The 26,333-nt window shown below is 60.6% G+C and carries 28 protein-coding genes and 1 pseudogene; 26 read left to right on the top strand and 3 right to left on the bottom strand.

Features of this window, described 5'->3' with window-relative positions; genetic code table 11:
• Window positions 1–135: 135 nt before the first annotated feature.
• Window positions 136–1,209, bottom strand: a complete 1,074-nt coding sequence (gene trpD / locus OBACDRAFT_RS04735; RefSeq protein ID WP_043583250.1) for an anthranilate phosphoribosyltransferase — start codon at window positions 1,207–1,209, stop codon at window positions 136–138.
• Window positions 1,210–1,391: 182 nt separating this feature from the next.
• Between trpD and pdxH the strand changes: the two genes are divergently transcribed.
• The 22 genes and pseudogenes from pdxH to OBACDRAFT_RS04630 all read left to right on the top strand — a co-directional run bounded on the left by pdxH (window position 1,392) and on the right by OBACDRAFT_RS04630 (window position 19,296).
• A complete protein-coding gene (gene pdxH, locus OBACDRAFT_RS04730; protein WP_043583248.1) occupies window positions 1,392–2,030 on the top strand; it encodes a pyridoxamine 5'-phosphate oxidase in 639 nt (212 codons plus the stop codon).
• 46 nt (window positions 2,031–2,076) lie between these two features.
• A complete protein-coding gene (locus tag OBACDRAFT_RS04725; RefSeq protein WP_043583246.1) occupies window positions 2,077–3,021 on the top strand; it encodes an SDR family oxidoreductase in 945 nt (314 codons plus the stop codon).
• A 453-nt stretch (window positions 3,022–3,474) separates the two neighbouring features.
• Window positions 3,475–4,080, top strand: a complete 606-nt coding sequence (rplE, locus tag OBACDRAFT_RS04720; protein ID WP_043583244.1) for a 50S ribosomal protein L5 — start codon at window positions 3,475–3,477, stop codon at window positions 4,078–4,080.
• 26 nt (window positions 4,081–4,106) lie between these two features.
• Entirely contained in the window at window positions 4,107–4,412 is a 306-nt protein-coding gene (rpsN, locus tag OBACDRAFT_RS04715; protein WP_043583240.1) for a 30S ribosomal protein S14, read from the top strand.
• Between the two features lie 70 nt (window positions 4,413–4,482).
• Window positions 4,483–4,875, top strand: coding sequence for a 30S ribosomal protein S8 (rpsH, locus tag OBACDRAFT_RS04710; RefSeq protein WP_043583238.1), 393 nt, complete (start codon window positions 4,483–4,485; stop codon window positions 4,873–4,875).
• Between the two features lie 18 nt (window positions 4,876–4,893).
• Window positions 4,894–5,451: a 50S ribosomal protein L6 gene (gene rplF / locus OBACDRAFT_RS04705; RefSeq protein ID WP_043583236.1), complete on the top strand. Its 558-nt coding sequence runs from the start codon at window positions 4,894–4,896 to the stop codon at window positions 5,449–5,451.
• A gap of 50 nt (window positions 5,452–5,501) precedes the next feature.
• Complete coding sequence (gene rplR / locus OBACDRAFT_RS04700; RefSeq protein ID WP_043583234.1) at window positions 5,502–5,867, top strand: 50S ribosomal protein L18; 366 nt, start codon at window positions 5,502–5,504, stop codon at window positions 5,865–5,867.
• Between the two features lie 11 nt (window positions 5,868–5,878).
• Window positions 5,879–6,574 carry a 30S ribosomal protein S5 gene (gene rpsE / locus OBACDRAFT_RS04695; RefSeq protein WP_081721817.1) on the top strand — a complete coding sequence of 232 codons (696 nt, stop codon included), beginning with the start codon at window positions 5,879–5,881 and terminating at the stop codon, window positions 6,572–6,574.
• A 236-nt stretch (window positions 6,575–6,810) separates the two neighbouring features.
• On the top strand, window positions 6,811–7,266 hold the full coding sequence (gene rplO, locus OBACDRAFT_RS04690) for a 50S ribosomal protein L15 (RefSeq protein WP_043583232.1): 456 nt from the start codon (window positions 6,811–6,813) through the stop codon (window positions 7,264–7,266).
• 142 nt (window positions 7,267–7,408) lie between these two features.
• A complete protein-coding gene (secY, locus tag OBACDRAFT_RS04685; RefSeq protein ID WP_043583478.1) occupies window positions 7,409–8,914 on the top strand; it encodes a preprotein translocase subunit SecY in 1,506 nt (501 codons plus the stop codon).
• Window positions 8,915–9,058: 144 nt separating this feature from the next.
• Window positions 9,059–9,463, top strand: coding sequence for a nucleoside monophosphate kinase (locus tag OBACDRAFT_RS04680; protein WP_232766642.1), 405 nt, complete (start codon window positions 9,059–9,061; stop codon window positions 9,461–9,463).
• Complete coding sequence (gene map / locus OBACDRAFT_RS04675; RefSeq protein WP_043583230.1) at window positions 9,460–10,230, top strand: type I methionyl aminopeptidase; 771 nt, start codon at window positions 9,460–9,462, stop codon at window positions 10,228–10,230. Before OBACDRAFT_RS04680 ends, map begins: the two co-directional genes overlap by 4 nt.
• 60 nt (window positions 10,231–10,290) lie before the next feature.
• A complete protein-coding gene (gene rpsM, locus OBACDRAFT_RS04670) occupies window positions 10,291–10,668 on the top strand; it encodes a 30S ribosomal protein S13 (RefSeq protein WP_043583228.1) in 378 nt (125 codons plus the stop codon).
• 8 nt (window positions 10,669–10,676) lie between these two features.
• Window positions 10,677–11,312, top strand: coding sequence for a 30S ribosomal protein S11 (rpsK, locus tag OBACDRAFT_RS31100; protein ID WP_081721816.1), 636 nt, complete (start codon window positions 10,677–10,679; stop codon window positions 11,310–11,312).
• A 65-nt stretch (window positions 11,313–11,377) separates the two neighbouring features.
• Window positions 11,378–11,986, top strand: a complete 609-nt coding sequence (rpsD, locus tag OBACDRAFT_RS04660) for a 30S ribosomal protein S4 (RefSeq protein ID WP_043583225.1) — start codon at window positions 11,378–11,380, stop codon at window positions 11,984–11,986.
• A gap of 134 nt (window positions 11,987–12,120) precedes the next feature.
• Window positions 12,121–13,125, top strand: a complete 1,005-nt coding sequence (locus OBACDRAFT_RS04655; RefSeq protein WP_043583472.1) for a DNA-directed RNA polymerase subunit alpha — start codon at window positions 12,121–12,123, stop codon at window positions 13,123–13,125.
• A 242-nt stretch (window positions 13,126–13,367) separates the two neighbouring features.
• Window positions 13,368–13,895: a 50S ribosomal protein L17 gene (gene rplQ / locus OBACDRAFT_RS04650; RefSeq protein WP_043583470.1), complete on the top strand. Its 528-nt coding sequence runs from the start codon at window positions 13,368–13,370 to the stop codon at window positions 13,893–13,895.
• Window positions 13,896–14,151: 256 nt separating this feature from the next.
• Window positions 14,152–15,054: a rhomboid family protein gene (locus OBACDRAFT_RS04645; RefSeq protein WP_043583223.1), complete on the top strand. Its 903-nt coding sequence runs from the start codon at window positions 14,152–14,154 to the stop codon at window positions 15,052–15,054.
• Window positions 15,055–15,125: 71 nt separating this feature from the next.
• A pseudogene (locus OBACDRAFT_RS29345) lies at window positions 15,126–16,277 on the top strand (PDZ domain-containing protein); the annotation flags it as partial.
• Window positions 16,278–16,483: 206 nt separating this feature from the next.
• On the top strand, window positions 16,484–17,527 hold the full coding sequence (locus OBACDRAFT_RS29340) for a carboxy terminal-processing peptidase (protein WP_332835108.1): 1,044 nt from the start codon (window positions 16,484–16,486) through the stop codon (window positions 17,525–17,527).
• A complete protein-coding gene (locus OBACDRAFT_RS30545) occupies window positions 17,503–17,631 on the top strand; it encodes a hypothetical protein (RefSeq protein WP_269799052.1) in 129 nt (42 codons plus the stop codon). Before OBACDRAFT_RS29340 ends, OBACDRAFT_RS30545 begins: the two co-directional genes overlap by 25 nt.
• Window positions 17,632–18,057: 426 nt before the next feature.
• The gene (locus tag OBACDRAFT_RS04630; protein ID WP_052361154.1) at window positions 18,058–19,296 is read left to right on the top strand and encodes a hypothetical protein; all 1,239 of its coding nucleotides are present in this window, start codon (window positions 18,058–18,060) and stop codon (window positions 19,294–19,296) included.
• Window positions 19,297–19,405: 109 nt separating this feature from the next.
• On the opposite strand, the gene OBACDRAFT_RS04625 is transcribed toward OBACDRAFT_RS04630, so the two are convergent.
• Entirely contained in the window at window positions 19,406–20,470 is a 1,065-nt protein-coding gene (locus tag OBACDRAFT_RS04625; protein ID WP_043583218.1) for a LacI family DNA-binding transcriptional regulator, read from the bottom strand.
• 104 nt (window positions 20,471–20,574) lie between these two features.
• Window positions 20,575–20,937 (bottom strand): helix-turn-helix domain-containing protein, encoded by a 363-nt coding sequence (locus tag OBACDRAFT_RS04620; RefSeq protein WP_052361151.1) that lies wholly within the window; start codon window positions 20,935–20,937, stop codon window positions 20,575–20,577.
• Window positions 20,938–20,965: 28 nt separating this feature from the next.
• Here OBACDRAFT_RS04620 and OBACDRAFT_RS04615 point away from each other — a divergent pair, with 28 nt between their 5' ends.
• The 4 genes from OBACDRAFT_RS04615 to OBACDRAFT_RS04600 all read left to right on the top strand — a co-directional run bounded on the left by OBACDRAFT_RS04615 (window position 20,966) and on the right by OBACDRAFT_RS04600 (window position 26,276).
• The gene (locus OBACDRAFT_RS04615) at window positions 20,966–21,760 is read left to right on the top strand and encodes a LamG-like jellyroll fold domain-containing protein (protein ID WP_043583216.1); all 795 of its coding nucleotides are present in this window, start codon (window positions 20,966–20,968) and stop codon (window positions 21,758–21,760) included.
• Between the two features lie 21 nt (window positions 21,761–21,781).
• Entirely contained in the window at window positions 21,782–22,558 is a 777-nt protein-coding gene (locus tag OBACDRAFT_RS04610) for a type II secretion system protein (protein WP_043583214.1), read from the top strand.
• 51 nt (window positions 22,559–22,609) lie between these two features.
• Window positions 22,610–25,183 (top strand): endopolygalacturonase, encoded by a 2,574-nt coding sequence (locus OBACDRAFT_RS04605; RefSeq protein ID WP_043583212.1) that lies wholly within the window; start codon window positions 22,610–22,612, stop codon window positions 25,181–25,183.
• Window positions 25,184–25,316: 133 nt separating this feature from the next.
• On the top strand, window positions 25,317–26,276 hold the full coding sequence (locus OBACDRAFT_RS04600; protein WP_043583210.1) for a LamG-like jellyroll fold domain-containing protein: 960 nt from the start codon (window positions 25,317–25,319) through the stop codon (window positions 26,274–26,276).
• Window positions 26,277–26,333 lie beyond the last annotated feature (57 nt).

Below are 26,333 nucleotides of genomic sequence, written 5' to 3'. Positions count from 1 at the left end.
GAATGTCTCTGTAATTCATTTATTATAAATAAAATAATATTTTTTACGGAAAAAGGAGCAAAGTCGTTTTGTCCTCCCTAAACTCTGTGCCTTCTCTGTGATCTCTGTGTGATTTCTGATTTTTAGAACCTCCCTTTAGCTTTTCCCGAAAAATTCGCGGGTGGCGGCGATGCGGGCTTTGACTGCGCCGCCGAGGAGGAGTTCGCGGGCGCGGGGGAGGGCGTCGGCAGGGGAGGGGGCTTTGCCGGTGATCCAGAGACAGGTGGCGGCGTTGAGCGCAATGGTGTCCACGAGGCCGGCGGGGCCGCGTCCGGCGAGGAGGGCGTCCACGATGGCGAGGTTTTGTTCGAGGCTGCCGCCGAGGAGATCGGCGATGGGCGACTGGGGGAGGTTGGCGAGGCCGGGGGTGCCGGGCTGCCAGAGGGTGTCGATGTCGCGGAGGCGTCCGATGCCGCAGACGCGGTTGGGACCGGTGGTAGTGAGTTCGTCGATACCGCGCGGCGCGCCATCGGCGGCGGGGGGGAGGATCGCATGGGCGGAGAGGCCGGCGCGGGTGCCGAGCAGCGTGTGGACTTCGGCAAGAAGGGGCACCCATTTTTGGGAAAACGCGCCGAGGAGGATATGCGCGGGGCGACCGGGATTGATGAGCGTGCCGAGGATGTTGAAAATGGTGCGGCGGCCTTGGGCAGCGAGGAGTTTGCGAGCGGGGGCGATGTGGCGGAAGGAGGGGTGGTAGGCGGGGGCGTAGAAGAAGGCGAAACCGAGTTGGGCGAGCGAGTCCTGGAGTTTTTCGGCGGGGGCTTCGATGTTGACGCCGAGGTCGGCGAGGAGGTCGGCGCTGCCGCATTTGGAGGTGACGCCGCGGTTGCCGTGTTTCATGACGGGGACTCCGGCGCAGGCGAGGGTGAACACGACCATGCTGGAGATGTTAAACGCACCGACGTGGTCGCCTCCGGTGCCGACGATGTCGATGGCGTGCGGGGCCCAGCGTTCGACGCGGGGGTTGACGGCGCGTTCGCGGAAGGCGCGGGCAAAGGCGGCGACTTCGGCGGGCGTCTCGCCTTTGTCGGCGAGGGCGGCGAGGAAGCGTGTCTTGTCGGCGTCCGAAGCGTCGGTTCCGGTCAGCGCATCGGCGGCGGCGGTCACTTCCTCGTCAGCAAGGGAGTGGTGTGCGGCGAGACGTTCGGAGAGTTCCGCGAGGAGAGTCATGGGAAAACTGAAAGCTGAAAGCTAAAAACTGAAAAGCTGAAATAAGTGAAGCGTTGGAAGACTGGAAAATTGAAAGTGAAAGGCCAAAGGTTTCAGGACTTCTAAACCCAGAGTGCCGGATATATGAGAAAACTCTGATTTCAGCCTTTCAGCTTTCAGTTTTCAGCCTTCAGCTTTTTCCCATGGCCATCTCCGACCTTCGCAAAGATTACTCCCTCGCCGGGCTCCACGAAAAGGATCTCGCCCGCGATCCGTTCCGGCAATTCGACAAGTGGTTTCAGGAGGCGCAGGCGGCGAAGCTCCCCGAACCCAACGCCATGACGCTGTCCACCAGCACGCCGGACGGGCGGCCTTCCTCGCGCATCGTACTGCTCAAGGGTGTGGACGGGCGCGGTTTTGTGTTTTTTGGCAATTACGAGAGCCGCAAGGGCCGCGAACTCGCCGCCAATCCGCGTGCCTCGCTCCTGTTCCCCTGGTTCCCCTTCGAACGCCAGGTGATTGTCGAGGGCGTTGTGGCCCGGATCAGCCAGGAGGAGAACGCGGCGTATTTCCACAGCCGCCCGCGGGCGAGCCAGATTGGCACCTGGGCCTCGCCGCAAAGCACCGTCATCCCGGACCGCCGGACGCTGGAGGCGAGCTTCAAGGCGATGGAAACCAAATACGCCGAGGACGAAGTGCCATTGCCCCCGCACTGGGGCGGCTGGCGTCTCACGCCGCAAACCGTCGAGTTCTGGCAAGGACGCCGCAGCCGTCTGCACGACCGCCTCCGCTATCGCCGCATCGAAGGCGGCGAGTGGATCGTGGAACGTCTCGCGCCCTGACCCCCTCCCCCCCCCCCCCCCGCGTCCCTCTCTCCGCCCTTTTCCGATGAACATTTTCCTCACTGGAGCTTCCGGACTGGTTGGCAGCGCCTTTGCCCGCGCGGGCAAGCGCCGCGGACACCGCGTGCTGGCCGTGCCCGGCCCCGCTCACGCCCGTGCCGGATTCGGCCCAATCGAAGGGGCCGCCCGCCATTTCACCCTTGATCTCGCCGAACCGGGGGCCGTCACCACGGTGGCGCTCGATCTGTTTCCCGATGCGATCGTCAACTGCGCCGCCATCGCCGAGCCCGCGCGCTGCGAAGCCGATCCCGTGCTCTCGCAACGCCTCAATGTCGAACTCCCCCTCGAACTCGCCCGCGTGGCCCATCACATGAGCGCGCGCTTCATCCACGTCTCCTCGGAGCAAGTGTTCGACGGCACCCGCCCGCCCTATGCCATCGGATCGCCCCCCTCGCCCATCAATCTCTACGGACGCCAGAAACTCGAAAGCGAACGCGCCGTGACCCACGCCGCGCCGGAGTTTGCCGCCGTGGTGCGCGCCCCCCTGCTCACTGGCAACAGCCTCACGGGCACGCGCAGCCTGCACGAAAAACTCTTTGCCGACTGGGCCGCCGGACGTGCGCCCCGGCTCTTTGCCGACGAATTCCGCCAGCCCTGCACGGCGGAAAACCTTGCCGAAGTCCTCCTCGAACTCTGCGAACGCCCCGCCATGCGCGGAGTTTACCACTGGGCCGGGGCGGAGGTCTTGTCGCGCCACGACATCGCGCGCCGCATCCGTTCGCACTTCAAGCTCAACGACAAATCGGCCCCCCTCATTGCGATCAAGCGGGCCGACGACCCGGCAGCTTCCGCCAACCGACCCGCCGACCTGACGCTTCTAACAAAACCCCTGGCCGGAAATTTGAAGACCGTCGTCGAATCCTTCGACGCGCAACTAGACCAACTCATCATCCCCCCCCCCTGCCGCGAATGGTATTTCCAACAAAGCTGAGCGCAGGGGGGGGGGGGGGGGGACGGCAGGAACAGCGGGAAAAAGACATAAGGGAGGTTCTAAAAATCAGAAATTACACAGAGATCACAGAGAAGGCACAGAGTTTAGGGAGGACAAAACGACTTTGCTCCTTTTTCCGTAAAAAACATTATTTTATTTATAATAAATGAATTACAGAGACATTCATTCGCGAGGAAAATGTCCTTCCACCGGACAGGCCTCCCCAAACTCTGTGCCTCCTCTGTGTCCTCTGTGTAATTTTTAGAAGTTCCCATAAGGAAAAGGCGGGAGGATTTTCGTTCGATTTCATTTTTCTGAAAACAAACCTTGCCAAACCCCACGCCTTATTCTGTAACCTCCACCCTTTTCTGTCTCCAGACACATCGAAATCCAACCAATCCACCTAACCACTCAGAGCACGCCGGGTCGGAAATCCGGCGATCAATGCACCCAATGAGCACCACAAAGAACAAAATCCCGGCACTCAAGGCCCTCTACACCGAGCAGGTCGTCCCCGCGCTTGTCAAAAGCCGCGGCTACAAGAACAAGCACGAAGTGCCGCAGATCGTTAAGATCAACCTCAACACCGGCATCGACGCCGAAGCGGACAAGACGCAAATCGCCGACATCCAGCGCGACCTCGGCAACATCGCCGGCCAGAAACCCGTGCTGACCAAGTCCCGCAAGGCCGTCTCCAATTTCAAGCTCCGTCAGGGCCAGATCGTCGGCGCTTACGTCACCCTGCGCGGCAATGCGATGTGGGAATTCCTTTACCGCCTCCTCGCCGTCGCCCTCCCCACCATCCGCGACTTCCGCGGCGTGCCGGCCAAGCTCGACGGACGCGGCAACTACAACCTCGGCATCTCCGACTTCACCATCTTCCCCGAGATCACCGTGGAAAACGTCAAGAAATCCATGGGTCTCGACATCGCCATCACCACCACCGCTGGGACGGACGAAGAAGGCCGTGAGCTTCTCAAGCTCCTCGGCATGCCCTTCCGCCGCACCGAGCAGCAAATCGCCGCCGCAGCCGACGCCGCCAAAAAAGCCGCCGCCTAAAGAACGCAACCCACTCTCTTCCCACAATGCCGAAGACCTCCGCCATCAACCGCAACGAAAAGCGCAAGAGCCTCGTTGCCAAGCACGCCGCCAAGCGCGCCGAACTCAAAGCCATCCTCGCCAACCCCGAGACTGGCGACGAAGAGTTTTTTGCCGCCCAGAAGAAGCTGCAAAAACTCCCCCGCAACTCCTCCGCCGTCCGGATTCGCAACCGCTGTTCGCTCAGCGGCCGTCCCCGCGCCTTCATCCGCAAATTCGGCGTCTCCCGTATCCAGTTCCGCGAACTCGCCCTCGCCGGCAAAATCCCCGGCGTGACGAAGTCCTCCTGGTAACAACACACACACACTTCCATTTTCCACGCGGGAGTCGGATATGACCCGCGTGGCCTGAACAACATCCACCATGACAGATCCCGTCAGCGACTTCCTGACCCGCCTGCGCAACGCGTCCAAGGCCGGTCTCGCCCAGTGCGTATCGCCGCACTCCAAATTCAAGGAGAGCCTCGCGGCCATCCTTAAAGCCGAAGGCTACGTCACCGACTACGCCCAAGGCGCCGATGAGAACGGTCACAAGACCCTCGTCGTCACCCTCAAATACGTCGATAATGCGCCCGCGTTGACGCACATCTCGCGTATTTCCACCCCCGGCCGCCGCCTCCACTGCGGTTACAACAACATCCCCCGCGTCCTCAACGGACTCGGCATCAGCATCGTCTCCACGTCCAAGGGCCTCAAAAAGGACCTCGACTGCCGCCGCGAAAAAGTCGGCGGGGAGCTCGTCTGCAAAGTCTGGTAACCCAAGGAGACACGCAAAATGAGCCGCATTGGTAAACAACCCGTTACGATTCCCGCCAAGGTCAAGGTCGACGTCAAAGGCGACGACAAAGGCACCACGGTTGCCGTGGAAGGCCCCAAGGGCAAGAACACCAAAGTGTTCGCCCCCGTTGTCGAAATCACCGTGAAGGATGGCAAAGTCACTGTGAAACCCACGGAAGACTCACGCTTTGCCCGCGCCATGTATGGCACGGCCCGCTCGGTCATCGCCGGCATGGTCAAAGGCGCCGCTGAAGGCTTCGCAAAGGAGCTCGAAATTCAAGGCGTCGGTTTCAAGGCCAACCTCAAGGGCAGCAAACTCGACCTCGCTCTGGGCTATTCGCACCCGATCGTTTTCGATGTGCCCGAGGGCATCAAGATCACCGTCACCGACCAGACCAAACTCAAGGTCGAGGGAGCTGACAGACAACTCGTCGGGGCCGTCACCTCGCAGATCCGCTCCTACTATCCGCCCGAGCCCTACAAGGGCAAAGGTGTCCGCATCGTGGGCGAACACGCCGAGCGCGTCCGTCGCAAGGAAGGCAAGACCGTCGCCTAAGTGCGACCCGCCCTCTCGAACAAGCATTTTTAAAACAAAATCATTTCCCAGTGAAGAATACCATTCTCAAAGCCGAACTCCTTCAGAAACGCCGCTGGCGCATTCGCAAGAAGGTCAAAGGCACCTCCGCCCGTCCCCGTCTCGCCGTGAAATTCAGCGGCAAGAACATCTACGCCCAGGCCATCAACGACGACAGCGCCACCACGCTGGTGTTTCTCTCCAGCCTCGACCCCGCACTGCGCAAGCAGAAGGTCGCCGCCAACCTCGCCGGGGCCAAGTCCCTCGGACTCGCCTTTGCCGCCAAGGCCAAGGCCGCCGGAGTCGAAAGCGTTGTCTTTGACCGCGCCGGCGCTCCCTATCACGGCAAAGTCAAGGTGTTTGCCGACGCCGCCCGCGAAGGAGGGCTGTCCTTCTAAGGAACCAACACATGAGCACTCCCGAACAAGTTTCCCAGACCGAGAATCAAGCGCCTGCGGCCCCCGCTGAAACCGCGGCCCCCGCCGCCGCTCCTTCCCCGGCTCCCCGCAGCGAACGCGGCGACCGTGGCAACCGTGGCCCCGGCGGAGATCGTCGTGGCAGCGGCAATCGTCGCGGCGGCCCCCGTCGTGATGACCGCCAGGACGAGCCCGATTCAGGACTCGTTGAGAAGGTCGTCTTCATCAACCGCTGCGCCAAGGTCGTCAAAGGCGGACGCCGCTTCAGCTTCTCCGCCCTCGCCGTCGTTGGTGACAAAAACGGCAAGGTCGGCATCGGCTACGGCAAGGCCAACGAAGTTCCCGACGCCATTAAAAAAGGCACCGAGAACGCCCGTAAACGCATGGTCAGCGTGACGCTCAAGGGCGACACCATCCCCCATGAAGTTTTCGGCACGCATGACGGTGGCAAGGTTCTCCTTCGCCCCGCCGTGACGGGCACCGGCCTCATCGCTGGTGGCGCCGTCCGCGCCGTCCTCGAAGCCGCTGGCGTCAAGAACGTTCTCACCAAGTCGATGGGTTCCAAGAACCACATCGCCGTGGTCAACGCGACCCTTGACGGACTCCGTCAGTTGCGCGGTGCCGATAAGATCAAGGCCACCCGCAAGAACGCCGCCAACACCGAGGCTCCCGCCGGTCCCGCAGCCTAAGTTCCAGCACGCTTGGTTCCAGCACGGTAGGGAGGCCTCTCCGAGGCCTCCGCACCAAGTAACGAACCACTTTTGATCCACGAGCTTACCAGTAATTAACATCACGCCCGCAACGGAGGCCTCGGAGAGGCCTCCCTACCGTGGCAACCAGTCAGATTTATAGATCACAAAAAATCCGAGTCCTGCCTGCCAAAACCGCTGGCGGGGCGACCAGACAAAATTAGGAATCAGCACACATGAAACTTCACGAACTCAAGAACGTCCCCGGCGCCATTCATCGCAAAAAGCGCGTTGGTTGCGGCGAAGGCAGCGGCCACGGCAAGACCTCTGGTCGCGGTGGCAAAGGCCAGACAGCCCGTTCCGGCGGCTCCATCCGCCCCGGCTTCGAAGGCGGCCAGATGCCTCTCTATCGTAAACTCCCGCACCGCGGATTCAACCAGGCCGCTTTCCGCGAGGAAATCGCCGTGGTGAACGTGGGCGACCTCGCCCGCCTTGCCGATGACGTCAAGGAAGTCGACATCGCCGGCCTTGTTGCCGCCGGTCTCATCCGTGCCGGCATCGACACCGTCAAGGTTCTCGGCGACGGCGAAATCAGCCGTTCCCTCAAGGTCACCGCCACCAAGTTCTCGGAATCGGCCAAGGCCAAGATCGAGAAAGCCGGCGGCCAGGCCGTCGTCCTCGCCGCGAGCTAAGGCTCGCGTCTGTTATTTTCGATTTTCGAGTCCTGACTTTCGATTAAAGGCAAGCAACGGGATGAAACCCGGCCGTTAATCGCACTTGAAGGGAATCGAAAATCGAAAATCCAAAATCGAAAATCCACATTTCCTTTCCGCCGTGTTTTCCGCCTTTGCCAATTCCCTGAAGATTCCCGAGCTGCGCTCGCGGATTTTCTACACCCTGGCCCTCCTCTTTGTCGCGCGCGTTGGTGCGCACATTCCGCTGCCCGGCCTCGACCCGCGCCCCCTTGAGGCCTTTTTTGCCGACCAAGTCACCGGTGCTGGTGGCGCTCTGGTGGGTCTCTATAACATGTTCACTGGCGGTGCTCTCATGAAGGGTGCCGTTTGCGCGCTTGGCATCATGCCCTACATCAGCGCGTCCATTATTTTCCAGCTGATGACCGCTGTCGTGCCCAGCCTCGCACGGCTCCAGCAGGAGGGCGACGTGGGACGCCAGAAGCTCTCCCAATACACCCGTTACGCCACCGTCCTCATCTGTCTCATTCAGGGAGCGCTCCTCATTCTCGCCCTTGAAAATCCGACCCAGCTCTTTGGCGAAGGTTACGACATCGCCCGCTACGGTGAAATCGTGCTCGTTGACCGCACTTGGTTCCTCATCTCGTCGGTCATCTTCATGACCGCCGGCACCATGCTCCTCACCTGGCTCGGCGAACAGATCACCCAACGCGGCATCGGCAACGGTATCTCGTTGCTCATTACCATCGGCATTATTTCCGACCTCCCCGGTGCGATGGGCACCCTCTGGACTCTCCTCCGCGCCCCCGTCGGCACCCAAGGCATCAGCATGATTTCGCTCACCTTCATGGTGATCCTCTTCTTCGCTGTCACCATGGGCATCATCATGGTGGTGCAGGGACAGCGCAAAATCCCCGTCCAATACGCCAAGCGCGTGGTCGGCAACAAGGTCATGGGCGGCCAGAACTCGTTCCTCCCGCTCAAGGTCAATTACTCGGGCGTCATGCCTGTGATCTTTGCCAGCGCCATCCTGCTCTTCCCGCAGCAGATTTTCCGCTATCTCGGCGCTGCGTTCAACCTGCCTTTCCTCATCGAATTTTCCAACAACCTCATGCGCGGGCATTGGGTTTACTACGTCACCATGACGCTGCTGATCCTGTTCTTCAGCTATTTCTGGGTGTCCGTCATGTTCAAGCCGATCCAGATCGCCGAGGATCTCAAGAAATACGGCGGCTACATCCCCGGTGTCCGCCCCGGCGAACCAACCGCCAAGTTCTTGGATTTCGTGATGACGCGCATCACTCTCGCCGGTGCGATTTTCCTCACGATCATCGCGGTGTTCCCGGATTTTCTGAACGCCGAGCTTAACGTCCCGCAGCGCATCTCCAGCTTCTTCGGCGGCACCGGCATGCTCATCACCGTCGGCGTCATCCTCGACACGATGAAGCAGATCGAGACCTTCCTCCTCCAGCGCCACTATGACGGCTTCCTGAAAAAAGGCCGCATCCGCGCCCGCAACACCAACGTGGCCGGTGCCATTGGCGAAGCCGCCAGTATGGAGACAGTCGGCAAACTCTGGTTCTTCCTCGGCATCATTCTGATCGTTGGCCTCGCGGCAGCCGCCCTCAAACATTTGGGGGCAAACTAAAAAACCGGCTTTACAAGCGACGGAGTGTCTGAATCGTCTTCACCTTTTTTCCACGAAGCCCTTGGCCCCAAGCCCAGGCTTCTGATCCTCGACCAAGCGGTCCCCGTCTGGCTCTCGGATCGTTTGGCAGAAAAAACTCGTTCTTTGAATATTGAGCACGTCTCTCCCGCTGAACTGATGCGGCAGGAGATTTGCCGTCAGAGTCCCCTCGGCCAAACTGCCGCCCGGGAACTCCGCCAACGCAACCGCCTTGGTGATGCCACCACGCTCGCCCTGCTGCGACGCTGGTTCTGGACGCGCAAACCCGATGCGGGCTTTGTCCTCACGGACTTCCCGGCTACGTTGCTCCAAGCTCGTGTATTCGACGAATGGCTCGAAACGCGCGACGAAACTCTCGACGCCGTCATTGCCACCAGGTCCGCCGCCTCCTCCGACCAAAACGAAGAGGCGCAGCGTCTCCTGCTCCACGAATACTATCGCACCCACGGACTCCTCCACCTCTTCGCCGAGGATGGACAGTCCGTCGAAACTCACCTCGCCGCCGCATGATTCCCATTAAAAACAAAGACGGAATCGCACGGATGCGCGACGCTTGTGCGATTGCCGCGACCGTGTTGGAAGAACTTAAAAAACTCGTCCAGCCCGGCATTACGACCTACGACTTGGATCAGAGCGCGCGCGACACCATGACGCGCCTTGGAGCCAAAAGCGCCTGTTACGGCTACCAAATCCCCGGCCACCGCCCGTACCCCGCCTACACCTGCCTCTCCGTTAACGAAGAAGTTGTCCACGGCATCGGCTCCATGCGTCGCGTTCTCCAGAACGGCGACATCATCGCCCTCGACGTCTGCGTCGTTTACAACGGCTACATCGGAGACAACGCCTACACCGCCCGTGTTGGCACCGTCTCCCCCGCCGTCGAAAAACTCCTCCGCGTCACCGATGAAGCCCGCACCATCGGCATCGCCCAAGCCCGCGTTGGCAACCGCATCGGCGACATCTCCCATGCGATCCAGACCTACGTCGAAGCCCATGGATTCAGCGTAGTCCGCGACATGGTTGGCCACGGAGTCGGCACCTCGATGCACGAGGAACCGCAGATTCCGAACTACGGACGCAAGAACTCCGGCGACAAGATCAAGCCCGGCATGACCCTCGCCATCGAACCCATGGTCAACCTTGGCGGCTACAAGATCAAAACTCTTGGCGACGGCTGGACCACTGTCACCTGCGACGGCTCCCCCTCAGCTCACTTTGAGCACACCGTGCTCACCACCGAGAACGGCCCGGAAATCCTCACCATTCCCCGCGCCTGACCCTCGTTTCCACACATTTTATTCCGCAATTTTTCCAACTCGTAAACCACACATAACACTATGCCTCGTCTCCTTGGCGTTGATATCCCTGCGAAAAAGAAAGTCTCTTATTCGCTCCGTTACATCTACGGCATTGGCCCGGTTCGCGCCGACCAAGTCGTGAAAGAAGCTGAACTGAATCCCGACATGCGGGCCCAGGACCTCACCGAGGAACAGCTCAACAAGATCCTCCAGGTCATCACCGAGCACAAATGGACCGTCGAAGGCGACCTCCGTCGCTCTCACACCGCTGACCTCAAGCGCCTGCAAGCCATTGGCTGCTACCGTGGCATCCGCCACCGCCGCAGTCTCCCGGTTCGCGGTCAGCGCACCTCCACCAACGCCCGCACCCGCAAAGGCCCGCGCCGCACCGTCGGCGTCACCAAAGCCGCTAAATAATTCCCGCCATGGCCGAAGAAACGTCTGCTCCCAAGAAAGAGAAGGCTCCCAAGAAGGAAGCCTCCGCCGCTGCTCCCGCTGCCGGCGCCCCTGTCGCCGCCGAGAAGCCCGCCAAGGCTCCCAAGGCCGCCAAGCCCGCCGCTGAAGGCGAGGCCGCCGCTCCCGCCGCTCCTGCGGCTGCCTCGGCAGAAAAACCCGTTGAACTCGTCGGTGGCGTTGCCAAGCAGCCCACCGCTGAAGAGCTCCTCAAGGAAGAGCTTGGCGCGATCAAGATCCGCCGTGCCAAGGGCTCCAAGAACGTCACCTCGGGCATCGCCACGGTGCTCGCCTCGTTCAACAACACCATCGTCTCGATCACCGACGCCAAGGGGCAGGTCATCGCCTGGTCCAGCGCCGGCAAGTGCAACTTCCGCGGTTCGCGCAAGTCCACCGCCTACGCCGCTCAGGTCGTCGCCCAGGACGCCGCCCGCAACGCCATGTCGCACGGACTCAAGGACGTCACCATCCGCCTCTCCGGCCCCGGCCTCGGACGCGACAGCGCCGTCCGCGCCCTGCAAGCCATCGGCCTCGAAATCAACTCCATCATCGACGTCACGCCGGTGCCGCACAACGGCTGCCGTCCACGCAAGCGCCGCCGCGTCTAATCCGCGCTCCGCGCCTCGCGCGGAATCTCAAATCTCAAATCTTAAATCACAAATTCTAAAACATCATGGCTCGCTACACCGGACCAACAACCCGTCTCAGCCGGCGTTTCAACCAACCTCTTTTCGGAGCCACCAAGGCCTACGAAAAGCGCCCGTATCCGCCCGGCCAGCACGGACCCAAACTCCGTCGCAAAGTCTCTGAATACGCCGCCGGTCTTAACGAAAAACAAAAACTTCGTTACGTTTACGGCCTCCTTGAACGCCAGTTCCGCCGCACCTTCGAAGCCGCCAAGCGCGAACGTGGCGTCACCGGCGAACGCTTCCTCCAACTCTTGGAGACCCGCCTCGACAGCATCATTTATCTTCTCGGCTTTGCCCGCAGTCGCGCCGCCGCCCGCCAGCTCGTTGGTCACGGACACGTCCGCGTCAACGGCCACAAGGTGGACATCGCCAGCTACGCCGTGCAGGTCGGTGACGAACTTGAAATCAAGAACGCCGCCGGCTCCCGCCAGCTCGCGCAGCGCAATCTCGAAGAGACCCGCGCCCGCAACGTTCCCGGCTGGCTCACGCTCAACGCCGAGGCATTCAAGGCCGTCGTCAACCGCCTCCCCACCCGCGAGGAGATGGCCCCCGACATCAACGAACAGTTGATCGTCGAATTTTACTCCCGCTAAACCGTGGGAAACACCTTCAACGTCTTGAATGAAACAACACGGCCCACCCCCAATTTATAAAACGGGGATGGGCCTCTTGCTTGAAATTCAACGAACCATTTTTTAACCAATCCAATCCAGCCACTTTTACCGCCATGCCTAAACGCCTCGGAAAGTTCGAACTACCCAACAAGCTCACCAAGGTCGAGGAAGGCTCTTCCGACACCTACGCCAAGTTCATCGCCGAACCCTTTGAAGCCGGCTACGGACACACCATCGGCAACTCCCTGCGCCGCGTCCTCCTGTCCTCCATCGAAGGCTCGGCCATCTCCTCGATCAAAATCGAGGGTGTGAACCACGAGTTTCAGAGCATCGACGGCGTCGTCGAAGACGTCACTGACATCGTGCTTAACCTGAAAAAAGTGCTCCTCATCAGCACCAAGCGCGACCCGATCACCCTCCAGATTCGCGTCAACCGCGAAGGCCCCGTGACCGCCGCCGACATTCAGGCCGACTCCAACGTCACCGTTGTCAACCCCAACCAGGTCATCTGCACCCTCGACCGCGCGCGTCCCTTCAACGCCGAGATCGAAATCAAGACCGGTCGTGGTTACTATCCTGGCGAGCAAAACAAAAAAGAAGAACAAGCCATCGGTGTCATCGCCATCGACTCGCTCTTCTCGCCCGTCACCCTCGTCAAATACGCCGTTGAGAACACCCGCGTCGGCCAGATCACCGACTACGACAAGCTCAACCTCGAAATCTGGACCGACGGACGCATCACGCCCGACGACGCCCTCAAGCAATCCGCCGCCATTCTCAAGCACCACATCGACGTGTTCGACCGCGTCAGTGGCGAGAACTACGAATTCGAAAACCAGCAGAGCGAAGTCAGCGAGGAGCAGAACAAGCTCCGCAAGCTGCTCAACATGTCGGTCAACGAAATCGAACTCTCCGTTCGCGCCGCCAACTGCCTCAACAACGCCAACATCACCACCGTTGGTGAACTGGCGATGAAGACCGAGCAGGAGATGCTCAAGTATCGCAACTTCGGCAAGAAGTCGCTCAACGAAATCAAGGACAAGCTCGAAGCCCTCGGCCTCTCGCTTGGCATGAAATTCGACGAACGCCTCCTCGACACGAAGAAAGAAAACACCTGAACCGGCCTCGACGGTTCGCGGTAGGGAGGTCTCTCCGAGGCCTCCGCTTCCGCATCCAATCTTTTCCGGCCTTCGCGCCGTCCTCCCCGCTCAACGCTGCAGGGACGATTGCCGAACGGGGGCCGCAACCAAAAACCACAACACACACAACACCAGTAGTCGAAATCCGAATACACTAGCGATGCCTTTCCCCATTGGGATTTGGCCGCTTGGGATTTGGGATTTGCGGCGAAGCCGTTCCAATGCGTCACAACAAACACCGCGCCTCCCTCGGCGTCACCCGCGAACATCGCAAGGCGATGCTTGCCAACATGGCCGTCTCGCTTCTCGAACACGGTCGCATCAAGACGACCCTGACCAAGGCCAAGGCCCTCCGTCCCTTCGTCGAAAAAGTCATTACCAAGGCCAAGAAAGCCTCGGTCAAAACCGACAAGAAGGACGCCATCCATCTGCGTCGCCTTGCCCTCTCCGACCTGCGTGACGAGACCGCCGTGACCAAGCTCTTCAACGAGACCGTCAAGGAATTCGCCAACCGTCCGGGTGGCTACACCCGCATTTACAAACTCGGCGCCCGCATCGGCGACGCCGCTGAAATCGCCCTCATCGAACTCGTGAAGGCCGACGACCAAGGCTACGCCAAGAAGTCCAAGGCCAAGGCGAAGAAGCCCGCCTCCAAGGCCAAGAAGAAGGCCGATGAAGCCGCTCCTGCCGAAGTCCCCGCCGAGGCTGCTCCCGCGACCGAAGCCGCCAAGGAAGAGCCCAAGGCCTGATTTCCACAGACTCGTATCATTCAAACCAAGCGCCGGCCCCGCAAAGGTCCGGCGCTTTTTTGTAGACGCAACGCGGACGCCCTCCCCCCCCCCCCCCCCCCTCACAACACACACATTATACTCTCCGTGGTTTGTTCCTCCGTGCCTTTGTGTCTCCGTGGTTAATTCCCTCCGCTCTTCCGTTTTTTCTAGGTTTTCACGCGAATTTGCCCCCGCACTTGCATTCACCCTCCGCCACACGCAACGTCTTCCACTTATGCTCTACGACCGGCCCTACATGCGCGACACCAACCCGCAGCGATCCTCGCTGCCGGTGTTCGGCTGGGTGATCGCGGTGATCGTGGCGGTTTTCGTCCTGCAAGAGATCGCCGTAAAACTCTTTCGCAGCAACCTCATCAACGACTTCGCCGAACTCGACATCTTCTCCCTGAAACACGGCCGCGTCTGGACGCTCCTCACCTACGCACTGCTTCACGCCAGCCTCTTCCATATCTTCGCCAACTCCATCGCCCTCTTCTTCACCGGGCGCATCCTTGAACCCATTCTCGGACCGCGTCGCATACTCTGGCTTCTTGGCGCATCCATTCTTGGCGGCAGCCTCCTGTGGGTGGCGGTTAACTTCAACCACCGCGCCCCCCTCGTCGGCATCTCCGCCGGTGCCATGGGATGGTTCACGGTGTTCTGCCTCCTCTTCTGGGACAGACCGATCAACCTCCTGTTGTTTTTCGTCATCCCCATCACCATCAAACCGCGCTGGCTGCTCTACATCGGCGGCGGCATTGAAGTTTTCGGCATGGTTTTCGGGGAGATACTTCAGCGCAATACGTTTTACGGTTCCGGCGTCGCCCATTCCGCTCACGTTGGCGGCATCATCGCCGGCTGGCTTTACTATCGCTTCGTCCTGCACTCCGGCGGCAAGGAGCGCGACGCCCGCCCCGAGATTGAAAAGCCCGGCTGGTTCAAACGCGCCACCAATTCCGCGGCACCCAAACCCGTTTACAAGGTCAATGTATCTTCGCAACCCGCCTCCAGTCCCGCCGACATCCGCGCCGAGGTGGATCGCATTCTCGACAAAATCAACAGCCACGGTTTCGCCTCCCTTTCCGACGAAGAAAAACGCACCCTTGATGAAGCCCGCGACGTCATCTCGCGTCGCTGACACCTTCTGCTTCGCGACACCGCCATCATTCGCCACTCTTTTACTTCTTCGCCCACCGCCCTCACGCCAACATGCACACACCTCCCCCCCCCGCCGCCCGGCGCTCCCGCCTGCCACGTCTTGCCCTCTCGCTCACGCTCCTTGGCTCCGCCTGCGCCCTTGTGCTGACGCTCTTTGCCGCTCCCCCGCGCATCGTTCCAACCACCGCGCCCGCCACCATTGCCCCCAACACCATCGCCCCCCCCCCCGCCTCCGCGACGGACAAGACCGATCCCATCACCTTTTCCACCCCGCCCAGTCTCGGACTCGAAGCCCGCGCCCTCGTCCAGCTTCTTGAAAACTACCACTACAACCGCGACGCCGTGAAACCCGAAAACTACGGCGAAGTCATCACCAATTACATGAAGGACCTGGACACCCAGCGTCTCTTTTTTCTCCAGCCCGACGCCGACGATTTTAACAAACGCAACCCTGCCCGCAACATCTACTGGAACCTCACCGGACTCGGTCGCATCGAACCCGCCTACGAAATCTATGCCGTTTACGAAAAACGTGTCCGCGAACGCGCCCAGTGGATTTTTGACCATCTCAAGGACGACATCGACCTGACCGCGACCGACACCTACGCCTACGACCGCAAGGAGGCCTCTTGGCCCGCCACCCAAGCCGACGCCGACGCCCTCTGGCAGAAACGCCTCAAATTCGAAATCCTCCAGGAAGTCCTCAGCTACAAAGCCCCCAAGTCCGCCGCCCCCGACACCGACGAACCCAGCGCCGGTATCACTGCTCCGGATACACCAGCGCCCGCCGCGCCTGCGGCCCCCCCCGCCATCGAACCCGCCAAGCCCAAGACCCCCGAAGAAATCCTCGCCGACGCCCGCACCACCGTGCGCAAACGCTACGAACGCATCCTGAAAAACCTCGACGACATCACCTCCAACGACCTTGCCGAGATGTTCCTCAGCCGCGTTTCCCAACTCTACGACCCCCATTCCACCTATTTCTCCGCCGACACCTACGAAGACTTCAGCATCAACATGCGCCTCCAACTCTTTGGCATCGGCGCCCTCCTCAGCCTCGACCCCAGCAGCGACGTCTGCGTCATCAAAGAAATCATCCCCGGCGGCCCCGCCGACCTCAGCAAGCAACTCAGACCCAACGATAAAATCATCGCCGTCGCCCAGGACGGACAGGAGCCCGTCGAAATCATCGGCATGAAACTCCGCCGCATTGTTGAAAAAATCCGCGGCCCCAAAGGCACCAAAGTCCACCTCACCATCCAGCCCGGCACCAGCACCGACGACACCGAACGCCGTGTCGTCACTCTCGTGCGCGACGTCGTCAACCTCGACTCCGCCCGCGCCCACGCCGCCATCTTTGAAGTCCCCACGCCCGCCCCCAACCCCAAACTCAAAATCCTCAACACCCAATCCCCCCCCCGGCCATCCGCCGCATCGGAGTCATTACCCTCCCGGCCTTCTACGGCCGCGACGCCTCTGCCGAAGGCGACCAGAACAGCGCCAGCCGCGACGTCGAAGAACTCATCACCCGCCTCAAGACCGCCGGCATCGACGGCCTCGTCCTCGACATGCGCTCCAACGGCGGCGGCCTCCTCTCCGAAGCCATCAAAATCACCGGCCTCTTCATCCAACCCGGCCCCGTCGTTCAAGTCCGTTCCTACTACGGCGAAGTCAAAATCGACCGCTCCGACAACAAACAGATCGCCTACGACGGCCCCCTCGCCGTGCTCGTCTCCCGCTTCAGTGCCTCGGCCTCCGAAATCGTGGCCGGCGCTCTTAAAAATTACGGACGCGCCGTTATCGTCGGTGATAAATCCACGCATGGCAAAGGCACCGTCCAGCAAGTCATCGAAATGAAAAACGTGCTCCCCCAGCTCGCCAAAACCAAAAGCGGTGCCACCAAGCTTACCGTCCAGAAATTCTACCTCCCCAACGGCGATTCCACCCAGTTGAAAGGCGTCCTCTCCAACATCGTCATTCCCTCCATCAACGACTACCTCCCCATTGGCGAAAGCGACCTCCCCCACGCCCTCGCCTGGGACGAAATCACCACCAGCTTTTACGGCGGCCAACCCTACACCTCCGACAACATCGCCCCCCTCCTTGCCGCCAGCGAAGACCGCCAGACCACCCTTCCCGAGTTCATCTACCTGCGCAAACGCATCGACCACTTCCGCGAACGTCAGGAAGAGAAGACCATCTCTCTCAACCTCAAGGAACGCGAAGCCCGCAAAGAAGCCGACGCCGCCTTCAACAAGGCCACCAAAGCCGAACGCAAAGCACTCGAAGCCGGAGCCTACACCTTCACCGAGATCCTGCTTGCCCCCCCCCCCCCCCCGCCATCAAGGCCGCCGTCGAAGATGCCGATCCCGACGCTGATCCCGAGGAAACAGACGACAACGAACGTTACGCCAAACTCGACATCCCCTTGCGCGAAACCCTGCGTGTGGTGAGCGACATGCTGGCCCAGGGCACGCCTCCGCTCCAACCCGACACCACACCACCTGCCAAGACCCTGACCGCCGACAACGCCGTCTCCCCGCCCATTCGCAAGTAACGCAAAAGTGGCGCGGGCGTCCCGCCCGCTCCGTGGATTGAATGTGACGCGGGCATCCCGCCCGCCTCCGAAATCACTTCAATCACCCATGAGTTTCACTCCCTCTCACTACGTTCACGGAGGCCTCGGAGAGGCCTCCCTACCATTAAGGCAACGGATACATATCAACTGAAAATGCTCTAACCATGCTTCATCCCCGCTTCATCCAAAAAATCCTCAGCCTGATCCTGCCAACCAGCCTCGCGGCCCTCGCCCTTGCCCAATCTGTTTCGAGCGCTGGCGATAGTCTGACACTCCCCTCTCCCCCCCCCCCCCCCAACGTCCACCACTGCCGACCTCCCCCCCTGGACCGACATCGCTCTCCCCCGCGAGGAAATCGACGCCGCCCAAAACGCCCTCGTCCGCTGGTGGGAGATATTCCCCCGCGTGCAGCCCGCCGACGACACCCTTTCCTCCCTCCTCATGGACCAGCTCTCCCCCCTGCGTCCTGCCCTTACGGATACAAACCCCGCCCACACTGCCGCCCTCGCATGGCTCGACGCCGCCCGCGTCCCTTTGGCCGACATCACCCTGCGTGACGGCGAACGCCTGCAATTCCGCCGTATTGAAGGCCCCGATACACCCTTCCCCGACCACGCTCCCCTCCACTGGGTGGCCGTCACGCGCGCCAGCCTCGCCAAACGCGCCTGGCATGCCGGCGACCGCGCCGGGTCCCTCGCCCTCACGCTCGCCAACCTCGCCTATGCCCGCGCCTTCCTGCAAACTCAGGAAGGCGTCGTGCCCATGATCAAAGGCTCCGGCGTCTGGCAGGTTGCGCTCGACGGCGCTTACTGGCTCGCCCGCCAGCCCCTCGCGCCCGACGAAGCCGCTGCCCTGCAAACCGATCTCGCGCAAGATGCTCTCCTCGCCCGCCACGCCATCGCCCGTGGCTTTCGCGGCGAATTTACCTTCTTCTATAAAAACGTTCTCGAACGCATGCCCGACACCCGCGACCCCGACCTGCTCCTCGGCAGCCTTGCCTCGCTCGCCATGCACCCGCCTCAACCCGTCGAGGAAGGCGAGCAATACCTCGCCACTCCCCCCCCCCCCCCCGCCGGACGCGATCCCCTTGACCGCGACGCAACCCTTCGTGCCGGTGCCGCCGACATCCGTGGATACCTGCGTGAACTCGACCGCCTCGACGGACGTTTCCCGCGCGGCTTCGCCCTCAAGCACACCATCGAACCCCTCGACCAATGGCGCAAAGCCCTGGGCGGCTTCCACACCTACGCGACCGACGAAGGCCCCTTTCTGCCCTCCGTCCTCGCCGAAGCCAACGCCGTCGTCCTTCATACCGACAACCCTGTGGGCCGTCTCTTCCTGATCCTCAATACCCCGCAATGGGAGCCGCTCATCATCTCGATTTTGCGTCGTGACGCCCAGCGCGCCGCACTCACCGGCCTCCTCGCCTGGCGGCGTAATGGATCGCCTGATACATGGGATGCCCTTGTGCAAAAAGGACTGCTTGCCTCCCCCCCCCTTGATCCCTTTGGCGAAGGCGAACCGTTGCGTTTCGACCTAGCCGCCCCGCGTGTCTGGAGCGTGGGCATCGACGGCGTGGACCAAGGCGGTTTTGGCAACGGCGAAAACACCGGCCAGCCCGACGACTTCGTCTGGCCATGGTAAACGGGAACCCCGGATGTTTGGCGCTGCCGCGCCACTCGTCTTTCCCCTCCCACTGAAAAGTCGAAGAACCTGATCTTTTGCGGTTCTTCTTATTCGCGTCTATTCGCGTTCATTCGCGGTTACGATTTTCCGCCCGCACCATTTTTCCCTCTGCCCAACGACCGTGCGCGAGCACTTCCTTGGGCGAAAGCGGCAGGCCGGATTCATTATTCGTGATTTGTTCCGCCACCAAATCCATCGCCGCCGCGCCCAACATTTCGTAATTGGGATCGATGCCCGAAAAATGCCCGAAGCGCGGACACTGATTGAGCAGCAGCACGCTGACCTCCTCGGGCACCTTGATGCCTGCCGCGGGGAGCCAGCGGCCCACATCCCAGTCGAGCGTGATGATGGCCTCGCAGCGTTCGTGTTTGTGCCACGCGAGAAATGCGTCGCGGTGACGGGCTTGGAATTTTTCCCGGTTCCAATTCTCCATAAGCAGCACCTCCGGGTCCGGCAGGCTGCGATCCTCGTGCAGTGTGAGAAACCGTGTGTACGCCGCCGCCAGCCGGTAACTCGATTCGGGTTCGTGATACCGTTTGCTCACGAAACCAATCCTCCTGAATCCACGCCGCCACAATTCATCGATTGCCAGGCGCACGTTGCCAAAAAAATCCTCCGCCGAACAGTGTAGTGGCGGACTCGTTACATTGTAGTTGATCGTCGCCGCTGCGAATCCCGTCCAGTCAAAATCCAGGTTCAGCAGGTGCATTGGCCACGGCACGAAGATCACCCCGCGAATCCCGCGGGCGCGCAGTATTTCCGCAAGCCGTTCAGGGGACATGCCCGGTTCGTTATGCCAGAACATCTCCGTCCGGTATCCGAGTTGTCGGCCCCTTGTCTCGATGCCGACCACGATCCGGCGCGTGGGTTCGTTGCTGCGCCAGTCCTCGCGTGTCGGAAACGTGTGAATCACGGCCAGCGTCTCCTTGGTCTCCACAGGGCGGGACCGCCGCACATGAGTCATGAGTGCGGCCACCGCCGGGTTGACTTGATAGCCCATTTCGTCGGCGAGGCGTTGGATGCGCTGCCTTGTGGCCGGGGAAATGCGTTTGTGGTGGCGCAGCGCCATTGAGACCGTGGCGACTGTCGTGCCGGCCTTTTCAGCGATCATTTTGAGGGTAACAGGGGACATGTGTTTAACGACTTAAGCATCGGCGTTCTTGTTTCAAGCCCTGCCAGGCACAAGGTCGTGTCAGGAGCCTTCTTTATTACCACCTGTATGAACTCCCACCTCAATCAATGCCTTGATTCATCCGTGCCTTCCGGTTTGCGCAGATTTTTCAAAACGAGCCTGAACAATCGCTCCGGCTTCAGCCTCATCGCTTCCGCCATCCAGATAAACTCCACCACATCCACGCGTCGTTCGCCTTGCTCGATTTTTGCGATTACCGATTGCTCCCAACGGCACGCTTCCGCCACCGCCGCCTGTGTCAGCCCCAGACGTTTGCGCTCCTGTCGTAGTGTTTGGCGCAGGACGTCATTTTCGCTGCTGAAGAGAGATTTGCTGGGAGATTCTGCCACGCTGGCAGCGAGAATAACCGACAGATTAAAATATCCTAAAATCGGATAAAAGTCATTGTTATAAAATAACTTGCGCATTAATTAAGTTTCCTGTTTTTTCACCACCATGAACCTCGATCAGCACGTTTTCCGCCTGAGTTTGGGCATGCCCAACGTGATTGCCTGTAGCGTCCTTTGGATTGCAGGCACCGGTTTTTTGTCGGCTGCGACACTGACTCCGTCCGCCTCCGACAAACGGGTGCTTGAACTCACTTTTGAAGACGAGGTCAGCACACCGCTGCGCACGCCGGAAGGCGGAGGTGTGGCCGGACGCGGTCATGCGTTTGACAATACAGCATCGTCCAAAATGGGCGGCAATTCGCAGGCGCCCGGAAGCGGTGGCAAAGTCGGGGTCGCCGGCGGTTCGGCCAGACTCGCCAATGCGCGTTCCTTCACTGTCCAAGGCTGGTATAAATCCGACGCCGGCCAAATCCCCTCCAACTACGCCCGGCTCCTCGCTGCGGCACGGATCAACGTGTTTTTCGACTCCGCGCAAGGCAAGGGATTGAGCCTTTCCGTAAACCGCGGCTCTGCTCTTTGCCCCGATGCCGCCTTCCGGCAGTCGGCCCGCTGGGTGTTTTTTGCGATTACCTACGATGGCACACAAAAGACGGACAATGTCCTCTTTTACGCCGGTTCGGAAAACGAGCCGGTGCGTCTCGTCGGCAAGGCCGGCATTGATGCCGGTCCCGTGGGGCCGGGCGGAGCCGAACAACCCATCGTCATTGGCAACGTGGATGCGGGCGACCGCCCCTTTGATGGTTTGATCGACAACATCCGTCTCTGGGCCGACACCTCCGGCACCTCTGCGATTCTCGACCTCGCCGCGCTTGAACAACTCCGCAAAACCGACGCTTTCTGAAAATGAACCTGTAGTTACACCATGAATACTCACCGAAGACACCACTGCGCATTCACGCTCATCGAACTGCTCACCGTCATCGCGATTATTGGGATTCTCGCCTCCATTCTCATCCCGACGGTTGGCAAAGTCCGCATGACCGCCCGCAAGGGCAAAGCCATCGCCGAACTCCGCCACGTAGGCGTCGGCATCTTGCAATATGCCAACGATCGCAAAGACCAGCGCGTGCCCGGTGCCGCGCCGCTCGGCGTCAATCCGGTTTACGGACGTCCGTATGGAGACGGAGTGAGAGTCAGCCTCCAAATCGGACTTGTTCCTTACATGAACTACCGTGACCCGCTTACTCTTGGTTCGACCGAAAAAGTGATTTTCCCAGCACTCGTTTGTCCAGGAGTGATGAATCAATTTCCGACTCGCGATCTCCTCACCGAATCATCTTCCACACCGCATTATATCCAGAATTACACGCTCACGACGCGTCGCAAACAGGACGGGACACTCTCAAACTCACGAGTCCTGGGTGCGGAAGGTACCAGCACGGACGAGGCAAAAAATAACCCGCCTGTTACGCTCACCGAACTCGATTCCTATGGCGGTGCGGCCCGCGTCTGGGTGCTGACAAACCTCGACCGTGCTTTGCCAAAAGATAATCCGAAAATGAACAGCGGCAGTGTTACCGGTTCGGGCTGGTATACCGATCCTGGCCGCATTCCTGACACTCCCGTCTGGGGCAACACCCGCCTCCGCCTCTATTTCGACGCTCACGTCGCCTCCGTCCCGCGTGATGCTGATCCCTGATCGCCCGGAAAAGCTGACACGCTGAAAACAACAAAAGACTAAAACTTCAAAATGAAGATGACCCGTCTCTCATGGTCTCTGCTTGTGCCTGTTCTGATGCTTTCCGCATCAAGTATTCGCGCATCCAATACCGAATCGGCCTTCCTGCCGCTGCCCAATCCCGGCTTCGAATCCGGCCTCATCGACTGGATCGTCAACGAGGACAAAGCACCCATGAGCACTGCGCACCCCGATGCCGCGCGAACCGGCGAACGCGGATTGCGCGTCATCGACGAATCCGAAAAAGAAGGCTCCTCCGTCGCCACCCGCCGCCTGCCGGTCGAGCCCGGGCGCGCCTACCGGCTCGCCATCCATGCCCGCATCGTTTCTGGCGGAGGCATGGCCGTTTACCTCCGCTTTTTCGATGCCAAGGGCAAACACCTCAACCCCTGGCCCAAAGCCACGGACAACGCGGCCATCCAGTCTCCCAACTGGCGCGAATATACCGTCACCGCCGCGCCGCCGGAAGGAGCGGTTGTCCTGGATGCATGGATACACTCCTATGGTGGCTCCAAGGTTGTGGCCGATTTTGACGACGTTTCCATCGAGGCGTTCACTCCTCGCATCGAGCCGCCCTGGCCCTCGGTTTACAAAATCAACCCCGCCAACCCGGCGGACGCCGCCCGCCTCACGCCCTCCGACGTCGTCGGCCCCGACGGACTCGTGTACCCAAACTGGAAATACGTGGGAATCCCCGGCGGCATCCCCCAAAAATCCGCCTCCCCCGTCGTCGTCGGCCCGGAAACCTTTGCCGCCCACGCCGGGCGCGACATCGCGCCGCTCCTCAACGAGGCCGTCCGTCGCGCCGCCGCGCAAGGCGGAGGCGCTGTCGAACTGCCCGCCGGCACATTTTTGCTCGAAAGCCCTGTCATTGTCCGCGACTCCGGCGTCACCATTCGCGGCGCGGGACGCGACCGCACGCGACTCATCTATCAAGAACACATTCCGTTCGGCACCCTTCGCCTCCATTGCTGGAATCCCAACGGCAGGATTGGTCCCGACAGCTTTTGGGAAATCCAGACCAATCCCAAAAACCTCACGCTCATGCGCGTGACCGCCACGGACCAACGCCACGGCAAAAACGACAAAATCGTCCTGATGGAAAACATCCGCAAGGACCATTGGGGAAACCGCTTTTCCACCCGCCTGCGCGGAGCCCTCGTCCTCGAAACCCTTGGCCCCGGCCGCCATCAGATCGAGGCCGAAGTCGGCTACTCGACCGGCGAATCGTTCAAAAAAACGTTTTTAATCGACGTCGCCGCCACGCCACAACCCGGCGACACTTGGGCCGACCAGCACGGCGCGTTCATCATCGCCGGCCCCGGTTTGCAAGGTCCGCGACTTCCGCTCGCCTCCACCGCCCGGCGCGGCGACAACCGCCTCCAACTCGCCCCCAACCACGGACTCAAACCCGGCGACCACATCATGATTGAGGCCCCGGCAACGGATCGCTGGAACAAACTCACGGGCAACGTCACCCCTTGGGGGACGTATCGCATCAACCATTACGAAATCACTGCCGTGGCCGGGTCTTCCGTTACCATCGCCGATCCGCTGCGCCTCGAATTCCCGTGGGAGGACGGCTCCTACGTGCAACGCATCGGCGTTGTGAGTCGATCCGGTTTCGAGGGCTTTACCGTGGAGCAAAAAATCTTCACGCCTTCCAGCGAGTTTACCGGCCCGCGCATCCAGCACACGCTCTGGTATCCGATGGAAGACCTGTGGGCTGACGGCGTGACCTTCGCCTACGCGTGGCGCTGCTGGCTGCGCGATGTGCGCGTGGTCAATTCCGGGCGTAATCCAATTTACATTACGCGCTCCAAGCAGTGCGAGATCCGCGACGTTGAAGCGGACGGGGCGATTTTCAAGGGGGGGGGGGGGACTGGTTATGTCGGTTTCGAGCGCTCCTTTGACTGCCTCATGGACGGTGCGCTGACCAAGGACATGCGCCATGCGCCCAATGTCCAGTGGGGCTCCGCTGGCAACGTGATCCGCAACGGTCACTTCATCGGCAGCGATGCCCAGTGGCATGCCGGCTGGACCAACGAAAATCTCTACGAAAACAACATCATCGAACAGACTGCCGCTGACCGCACCAACGGAGCCTACGGCCACGCGTTTTTCGCCTCCGGTCCCGCCAGTTCCTCGCATGGACCGCAAGGGCCGCGCAACGTGGTTTACAACAACGACGTTTCCGCGCCCAAGGACGGCGTGCACATGGTCGGCGGCAATGAGGCATGGTTGATTCTGCACAACCGATTCCGGCTCGGTCAGGGCCGCGCGATTTATGGCAAGGAGAAGAGCTTCGATCACACCATCCGCGGCAACGTTTTCATCATGGAGAAGCCGGATGCCGTCGCCGTCCTCTTTGGTTCCGCCGACTGCACCGGCATCGATGTGATGGACAACCAGTTTTACGGCCCTCTCAAGACGCTCACCGGTTTTTCCGGCGGTCTGGGCGACTTCGGAATTGTATCAGGTAATAAACTACATCCGAAACCATCCGCCAGTGAACTTCCGCCGCGTCCGCAACCTGCCGTGCCTTCGATCTACGAATGGCAGCGCGAGAGAAAAATTAGGAATTAGAAATTAGGAATTAGAAAAACGAACCCATGCACATAAATTTTATAGGTATTGCAAAACCAACTACGATGGCGAAGCCGCCACTTCCTAATTTCTAACTCCTAATTTCTAATTTTTTCCTAACCCGCCACAAACAATGAACATCAAATCCGCCAAAAAATTCGCTGCCGCCTTTGCGGCCATTGCCATCGTCGCCGCGACCGCGCAGGCCGCGACGCTTCTGCACGAGTTCACGTTCAACGATCCTGCCAACGGCACCAGCACCGCCTCCACCGGCACGCTGGGCGGCTCGGCGTCATTCACCGCTCCAGCCAGCGCAGAAGATCATTCGCATGTGCCCACTAATCTTCATAATGACAACGGATTGGGAGTCTCGGGCAAACTGGGCGATTATGCATTCAACAATACCGGTTCCAGCCAAATGGGCGGAGGATCAACCACTCCGGGTTATGGTGGCGTGGCCACATTATCCAATGGTGCGGCATCTCTCAACGGACTGAGCTCCTTTACCATTTCGGGCTGGTACAACACGGCGAGCGCGACCAAGGCCGGCAATTCCGCCCGGCTCGTTGCCGCGGGAACTGGTTTCGAAATCCTTTTCCAAGTTGCAGTCACCGGTGCTAATCCGGCTCCCGCCGCCCTTCGCGTTACGCATGGCTCTTCCAAGGGAGCCATGGCGATGGGTGCGTCCGATACTATTTTTTACCAGACGAACACTTGGATTTTCTTTGCCTACACTTTCGACGGAGGCACCGGAGTCGGGACAATTTATGGTGGAGACAAGACAACCGGCGTGGTTTCGGCGCTCGTCACCGGTTCAGTTGCCTCAACCGGCGGCGTTGTTACCGCGAGCGGCAATTTGTTCATAGGCAATCAAGCCGGTGCTAACCAGCGTCCGTTCGATGGGTTGATGGACAACGTTCGTGTCTGGGGCGAAAGCTCTGGCGCGGGTGGGGCGCTCAGTTTGGCCGAGTTGCAAGCCGTCATGACCGCCGACCTTGCCAACACCCCGATTCCCGAACCTGCCACGAGCGCCGCGCTTTTGGGCGCTGGCCTGCTGGTGGCGGCGATGATCTGGCGCCGACGTTCTGTCTGAGTGCGCGGAGCATTGTGGCGCGGGCGTCTCGCCCGCTGTAGGGGCGTCGCTTGCGAC

Origin of the sequence: Geminisphaera colitermitum TAV2 (genome assembly GCF_000171235.2) — a bacterium.
In the GTDB taxonomy this organism is placed as follows: domain Bacteria; phylum Verrucomicrobiota; class Verrucomicrobiia; order Opitutales; family Opitutaceae; genus Geminisphaera; species Geminisphaera colitermitum.
Note: the sequence above shows the minus strand (reverse complement) of the source record. Positions and strands in the feature narration are given on the sequence as shown.